The sequence below is a fragment of the Flavobacterium sp. genome (assembly GCF_035760125.1).
Lineage (GTDB): Bacteria > Bacteroidota > Bacteroidia > Flavobacteriales > Flavobacteriaceae > Flavobacterium.
The window spans coordinates 1-7490 of the sequence record NZ_DASTTN010000300.1 but is presented as its reverse complement, the minus strand read 5'-3'; the positions used below and the strand labels follow the sequence as shown (position 1 = coordinate 7490).

9 protein-coding genes are annotated in these 7490 nt (G+C 30.0%); all 9 read left to right on the top strand.

Annotated elements, in window-relative coordinates; genetic code table 11:
- Nucleotides 1-539 (top strand): hypothetical protein (locus tag VFS71_RS10815; protein ID WP_326401235.1); only part of this gene is annotated, 539 nt, incomplete at its 5' end.
- A 172-nt stretch (nt 540-711) separates the two neighbouring features.
- Nucleotides 712-1797 (top strand): FRG domain-containing protein, encoded by a 1086-nt coding sequence (locus VFS71_RS10810; RefSeq protein WP_326401233.1) that lies wholly within the window; start codon nt 712-714, stop codon nt 1795-1797.
- The gene (locus VFS71_RS10805; RefSeq protein ID WP_326401231.1) at nt 1797-2486 is read left to right on the top strand and encodes a hypothetical protein; all 690 of its coding nucleotides are present in this window, start codon (nt 1797-1799) and stop codon (nt 2484-2486) included. Before VFS71_RS10810 ends, VFS71_RS10805 begins: the two co-directional genes overlap by 1 nt.
- A gap of 190 nt (nt 2487-2676) precedes the next feature.
- Nucleotides 2677-3330, top strand: coding sequence for a hypothetical protein (locus VFS71_RS10800; protein WP_326401229.1), 654 nt, complete (start codon nt 2677-2679; stop codon nt 3328-3330).
- 331 nt (nt 3331-3661) lie between these two features.
- Entirely contained in the window at nt 3662-4492 is an 831-nt protein-coding gene (locus VFS71_RS10795) for a hypothetical protein (RefSeq protein ID WP_326401227.1), read from the top strand.
- A 177-nt stretch (nt 4493-4669) separates the two neighbouring features.
- Nucleotides 4670-5026, top strand: coding sequence for a hypothetical protein (locus VFS71_RS10790; protein ID WP_326401226.1), 357 nt, complete (start codon nt 4670-4672; stop codon nt 5024-5026).
- Nucleotides 5027-5853: 827 nt separating this feature from the next.
- The gene (locus VFS71_RS10785; RefSeq protein ID WP_326401225.1) at nt 5854-6309 is read left to right on the top strand and encodes a hypothetical protein; all 456 of its coding nucleotides are present in this window, start codon (nt 5854-5856) and stop codon (nt 6307-6309) included.
- Nucleotides 6310-6501: 192 nt separating this feature from the next.
- Complete coding sequence (locus VFS71_RS10780) at nt 6502-6897, top strand: energy transducer TonB (RefSeq protein ID WP_326401223.1); 396 nt, start codon at nt 6502-6504, stop codon at nt 6895-6897.
- 191 nt (nt 6898-7088) lie between these two features.
- Nucleotides 7089-7490: hypothetical protein (locus VFS71_RS10775; RefSeq protein WP_326401221.1), on the top strand; the 402-nt coding region annotated here is incomplete at its 3' end.

Sequence of the window (7490 nt, the reverse complement as noted above, 5' to 3'; positions counted from 1 at the left end):
ATAGTCAAGATAAATCGAATGGATTAAGCATTAGTGGAAATCTAAAAGTTCTTTTTGGGGTTGAGAATATAATACCCGAGGACTTAATTATAGAACTAAATCCTAATCATTATTTTTCAAAAATTGATAGTTTAGGAAACTATAAATTTGAAAATTTAGAAAGTGGAATTTATAAAATACAAATTAATGACTTCAACATAAAACCCGAACAATTTAAAGTTGAACTAAAAAAAGAATCTATTACCAATTTCAATATAGTTGTTTTTGCAGATTGTGAAGTAAATAAAGAAATTGCTGAAATAGATATTAAGAACGATAAATCCAAACTACTTTTAATTGGAAGCATTGCTCCTGTTGTTTACAATAATCAAGATAAATTTGAAAAAAAATACAATATTAAATATTATGCTTTTGGCTGTACTCCACCAAATGAAGAATGCGTAATTCAATATAACAAAACTATTTTTGCAGATTTAGACAAAAAATATGGTAAAAAATGGCGAAAAGAAGTTAGAAAAGATGTAATTGGATTGAAATAATGCCAGCACATAACAGCTACTACAACGGATTTGGGCAATTGGTTTGATTGGGCAATTGGTTTGTATTTGTGAGAATTTGGTTAATCCGAAAATAGGGCTTAATTTAGTCCCAAACCCGCTGTAGTACCAGAACGTTAGTGGCTATTTTACCCAAAAAAACCTTATAATAATAATGAGACAAATCTACGGTAAACTTACAAATGAATTAATTGAACATACAACACCCAAAACTGTAGGTATTGACGATGCATTTCCTATTAACACTTTTAGAGAATTGGTTGAGCAAATTGCTAAACTTTCATTTTTAAATAAAGATTATTTACTGTTTTTTAGAGGTCAGAAAAACGATTACAGAAATAAGATTAAAAATTCAACATTTTATCCAACAATTTATCGTGGAGATTATTTAACACAACAAGAAGTAGATTATCGTTTTGAAAAACTAAATAGTGCTAGCAAATTTTTAGTTGAACTATTCAAAGAACATAAAATAGAGGGACATTCTGAACTTCGTAGAAAAAGATTAATACAATGGAGTATTTTGCAACATTATGAAGTTACTGACACACCTTTGTTAGATGTTACACAGTCGCTAAGAGTTGCTTGTTCTTTTGCGCAACTTTACAATGACCAAAAAACTGCTTATATTTATGTATTCGGACTTCCATACTTTACAAATCGTATTTCAGTTAATTCTGAACACGATTTAATTAATATTAGACTTTTAAGCATTTCTCCTCCACAAGCTTTAAGACCATATTTCCAAGAAGGCTACTTAGTTGGAACTGATGATATTACCAACGAATATGAAAGCAAAAGCGAAATGGATTTAAACAGGCGATTAATAGCTAAATTTGAAATCCCTAACAATGAAAAATTTTGGGGCAAAGAATTTGATAAAATTCCAGAAACTGCATTATATCCCAAAAACGATGAAATAGAAATCATTTGTAAAGAAATTGGAGAAGAATTGACTACAGAAATTGCACCTACAAGTCTTGGTCAATTCTTAAAACTTTGGACAGAATTTGAACAAATGATTTTAGCAGATGCTAGAAAATACATAAGAGAAGTTCATAATACAAGAGATGCTTTGTATGTTCTTATGAAATATCGAGAAGAAAAAATCGGTTTACTAAAAGAATTCGATCACTTAAGGCAATTTAGAAATAAACTTGTACATAATCCGACTAGTCTATCAAATGAAATAGTAAGGAAAAACACTGATATATTAAGAGAACTTAAACGTAACTACTAATGGGCTTAAAAAAAATATTTAAAAGCTTTTTTGCCTTTGCTTATACTAAAGAAGAAAGTATAATGGAGCAAATGACAGAAGATGAATATATTGAAATATTCATAAAAGGACGCAAAAAAGAAGATATTGAAAATACATATAAAAAAGCTTGGGAAGCAAAAAATTTTGAAATTGAACACTATTGGAAAAGAGCAAATTATTTTTGGGCATTTCAAGTAGCCTCTTTTGCAGGCTATTTCACATTTATAAGTTCAAAAGGATATGAAAATAACAAACCAGTTTTATACTTTATCGTTTGTATTGGGCTAATCACATGCTTGGCTTGGACATTTATAAACAGTGGAAGTAAAACTTGGCAAAGACATTGGGAAATCCACGTAGATATGCTTGAAAATGAAATTACAGGACCTTTATACAAAATTGTAACTTCTCCAAAAACATACTCAGTTTCAAAAATTAATGAAATCGTCAGCAGATTTATTGTTACAATTTGGTTCATATTAGGAATTAAATACTTTCAAGATAATCTTACTTTTAAATTTACAACTTGGGAAAATATAAACATCCAAGTTTTGTTTAGCAGTTTGTCAGTATTATATTTTATTTCTGCAATGACATTAGGTTATGGTAGAGGAAGATTTGGAGAAAGAAAAGTGAAATTTTATAAACGTAAATTTAAAACTGAATAAAAAAAACAGCCACTAACAGCCACTACAACGGATTTGGGCATTTGGCTTAATGGGAAAATGGTTTTGTATTTGAATGAATTTGGCAAATCCGAAGAATGGGCTTAATTTAGTCCCAAACCCGCTGTAGTGCCAAGACGTTAGCAGAAAGATGTGGAAACTTAACATATATTCTAGAACATAAAATTTAACTATGAAAATATATTTTTTGATTACTTTTTTTATACTATTTGCTAGTTGCCAACAATTTAAAAGTGAAGAAGACTTAAATTATTTTCAGTTTGAAGGCATAAAGATAAAGGAGTTAACAAATTTCAACAAAAGTTATGTTTCTAAAGGCAGTTATAAAAGAGGAAATGATACAGTTATTTCAATGTTTGAAATCGAATCAAAATATTCATTATTGGTAATTAAATTAAAAAATGTTTCTAAAGATTATACATTAAATTATCATTCAAATGTTGTTTCTTCTTCTCCAGGCTTTTTTTCGGTTATTGTCGCTTCTGAAGTGTATGATGTAACTTTATCTCCATCCATTTTCAAAAACGATTTTAAAATCAATAATATAGATTTTACATCCGAAAATCAAATAAGTAGTGAAATTAACAATGATACGATCAAAAGTTTTAGCTTAAATTTTAATGAATTTAAATTAAAAATTAATGATCAAGATGATAAAATAGTAACAACTGATAGAATTGAATATTATGGCCTGGAAAATTTAAGCGCAAACTTTTTGTTTTATAAAATAGACGATGAAATTTATCTATTTATTATGACGCCTAATAAAGGAAAAGGCACTCTAGAAAATGATACATTATATAATTATTTATTTCCTATCACGTAAAAAAAACATCAATTCTAGAGTTAAATGCAATGACTTGAAAAAATTGTCTGCTATGTTTAAAACAAATAAATACACAACAAATAAATCCTACTGCTAACAGCTACTACAACGGATTTGGGCAATCGGCTTAATTGAAAGTTGGTTTTGTATTTGGGATGACTTGGCAAATCCGAAAATAAGGCTTAATTTAATCCCAAACCCGCTGTAGTACCAGAACGTTAGCAGTAATTTTTAGAATCCACCCGCTTAAGAATAAAATGAACGAAATATATATAGCTTAAAAATGATTTGCCTATATTTCCACCACAAACCAATATTGTAATCCGAGAAAATGAAAATTATTACAGTCGATACTCCTCTTCATCAACGTAGAACAGTATTTATAGCAGATGTTTCAACATTAGCAAAATATGACAATACGAAAAAAATAAAATTTACAACGCCTTATAAAATTTTAAAAATACCATTGGATTTTACAGCGCTTGTTATGCCAATCGCTATTTCTGTTGTCGATGTTGGAATAGATTTGTTAGAAAAACTTCGATTAAAAAAATTTGAAAACATCGCGAAAGGTGAAATCGATTATTGTGCTGAAAATTTTAATTTTCCGGCTCAACATCCGGCAAATGGCGTAATGTACGCTTGCCCAGATTACCAATCAGATTTCTACATACCCATAGCAAATTTTCACGACTATACTTTTCAATTAAAAATGAGTGCTTTTGTTGAAATGTGTGCGTCACTTGGTGCAAAAAAATGCTCCGTAATTTATGCTGAAGAAAATGGAAAGGAAATATCCTTAAATGTAAAAGGTAATGGTCCGACTACATCAGGAGATGTCAGTTTTGAAAACAAAACAAAATACAAATACACAAACGAAACTTCATTTAACTCTGAATATGATTTTCCCAAACCTAAGGAAATTAATGAATTCGTATCTAAGTGGGTAAAGACGGAACCTTCTTGGAGTACAATTCAAAGAATTAGGATAAATAACGGTATAACTAAATCCCGCGTAGAAATCAATTACTCCGATGAAATGGGAATCGATACGCAATTTTCAACTAAATTGACTAAGATGGGCGTTAATATCGGAGGCACATTTAATCAAATAAAAAAGAGAAAATATGTTTATGAAGTGGAATTTTGGGAAATCGATTAAAACTACTGCTAACACACGCTACAAGCAATTTGGGTATTTGGCTTAATTTGAAATTGGTTTGTATTTGGAAGATTTGGCAAATCCGAAGAATGGGCTTAATTTAGTCCCAAACCCGCTGTAGTGCCAGAACGTTAGTGGCAATATTCACGACATTTCGATTAAAAAAGATAGTAAGCTATGGAAGAAATAACTTTGGAAAAATCTCTCGATTTCTATCTAGAAACATTAGATCATTTAGATGAAAAATATCTTTCAAGTTCTGATGAAGATCTAAAAAAAATAATTTTGGAAGAACTTGATGCAGATGCTCACACGTTTTTGCATCACGTTACGGTTAACCGCTTAACCGAAAACAATATTATCCCAAAAAGTGTTGAAAAAGATAGCTTAGAATTAAGGGAACTAATTAGAAAACTAATAGATACTAAATATAAAATAGATGAAATCCGTTTTGATAAAAATTGGATTGAAGCCCGTGAAATTGCGAAAAAAATACTAATCGAAATTGAATCAAAACGTAAACGAAACCAATAAAAAATACTGCCACTAACAGCTACTACAACGGATTTAGGCAATAGGCTTAATGGAAAGTTGGTTTTGTATTTGTGATGATTTGGCAAATCCGAAGAATGGGCTTAATTTAGTCCCAAACCCGCTGTAGTACCGGAACGTTAGTGGCAATGTTACCGCTGAAAAGAAAAAAAACGTTTTAATGACATCAAAACTTAATATAACAGAATTTAGAGATAGATTAAAAGACAATACGAAAATTGGCTCCCCTCAATTACAAGTAAAACTTGGAATATTTTCGGTGTTTTTTTTGAATTCAAAATACTTTTTTGGAAATTTTGACGACTCAAGTTTTCGGCTTATAAAAAACTACAATTTCACTTCATCTTTTTACATACTAAAAGGGAACTATAAAAATATTAACAACAAACTAAAACTAAATTATATTGTTGAACCTTTAAGTAAAATTGGAATTATTTGGATGAAATTTTTTCCGTTTATTGCACTAATTGGCTTTAATTGTTTTTTCTTTTTTAATTTTAAAAATATACCGAAAGAAGTTTATATTCTGTTTAATTTATTCATTTTTTATATTATTCTTCACTCAAGATGGCGGTTAAAAACAGAAAAGAAAAAATTGGAACAAAAATTTATTGAACTGTTTGAACTAACTGAATAATAAAAAAACACTGCCACTAACAGCTACTACAGCGGATTTGGGCAATTGGCTTAATGGACAGTTGGTTTTGTATCTGGGATGATTTGGCAAATCCGAAGAATGGTCTTAATTTAGTCCCAAACCCGCTGTAGTACCCGAACGTTATGCGACATTTAAAGAAACCCTGAACTAAATGAAAATATTTCCTGAAAGTGACTATTCAATCGAATTAAATAATGATAGTATGTCCGCTATTTCAGAGCTAAAAAAACGGACTTTATCAAAAGAACAATTCGTAGCAAACTGGAATAATCAAACATTTATAGGCGAAATCAAAGAGAATGAATTTGAATTAAAGCTATCTAAAAAGTTATTAGGAGAGTTTTGTGTCGTAAATGGAAAATTGGACAATAGAAATGGAAGATTGAAAATTAGGACTGGCAAAATGTTAAAAATCATTTTTGTGTTAATAGTCTTATCTAGTCTTTCTGGAATAATTCTCGCAATCACGCAAAATAAATTGGAATTGATACTTAAAACCATTATGTCAATTCTCATAATGAGATTTCTTTTTCTGGAATTAGGATTTAGAATTGCTTCAAAGTGCGTACTAAATAAATTGACAGAAATTATCGGAATTAAAAAATAAACGTCGCATAACAGCTACTACAACGGATTTGGGCAAATGGCTTAATGGAAAGTTGGTTTTGTATTTGGGATGATTTGCTTCGCCTGTTCGCTATCGCTCGGGGGGCAAATCCGAAGAATGGGCTTAATTTAGTCCCAAACCCGCTGTAGTGCCAGAACGTTGTGAGCAATTGAATCAAAAGCAGAACTAAAAATGAAAAAATATTTAATATTCCTCACTTTTTTGTTTATACAAAATGTGAAGTCTCAAAATGCCGAACAATCAAACCCTATTCATCAAAAAGTTTATGAATATGAAGATATTCAAGTAAAACCAAAATTTCCTGGCGGTATGGAAAAATTTTACAAATTTATAGAAGCAAATTACAAAAAACCTGATGAAGCCAAAGACGTAAGTGGTCCAGTTTCTGTAATTTTCATCGTCGATATTAACGGTTTTATAACTTATATTGAACTCAGAAAAGATATTGGATACAAAACAGGAAAAGAACTTATTAGAACTATAAATAACTCCCCAAGATGGTTACCAGGCGAACAAGACGGATATCATGTCAAAACTAAAATAAAATTTACTTTCAACGTAAAATAATAAAAGAGCCTCAATAATCTCAACTGCTCACAACAGCTACTACAACGGATTTGGGCAATTGGCTTAATGGAAAGATGGTGTTGTATTTGGGATGATTTGTGAAATCCGAAAATAGGGCTTAATTTAGTCCCAAACCCGCTGTAGTACCAGAACGTTATGCGTCATAATGACAAAAATCGTGTGAAAAACGAATGAAAAAAAATAATAAAGCAACTTTTTCGTGGATATTTATGGTATTATTCTATTTGGGATATACATATTTCATTTTTGCTAAACCCAACATAATTGAAAGTAAAGACTTAATTGAAATTAAAGCGGAACTAGCTGAACTGCCAATTTATTACGAATCTACAGGAGACAATGTTCCTTCGCTAGATTTTAAAATTGTGGGTACACCAACTAATTTTACGATAAAATCTTGTGGTTTGCAAAACGCAAACTTGAGTCAATTTGAGAATATGAAATTTAGAGATTCAATATCATTTCTAACAAATAAGGAATCAACTCTATATGAAAAAATAGTAAATGAAAAAGAAGCGTTTTCTTTTGTTTTTCGAGAAAATAACTCTGAATTATTAAAACTAAGTGATTAT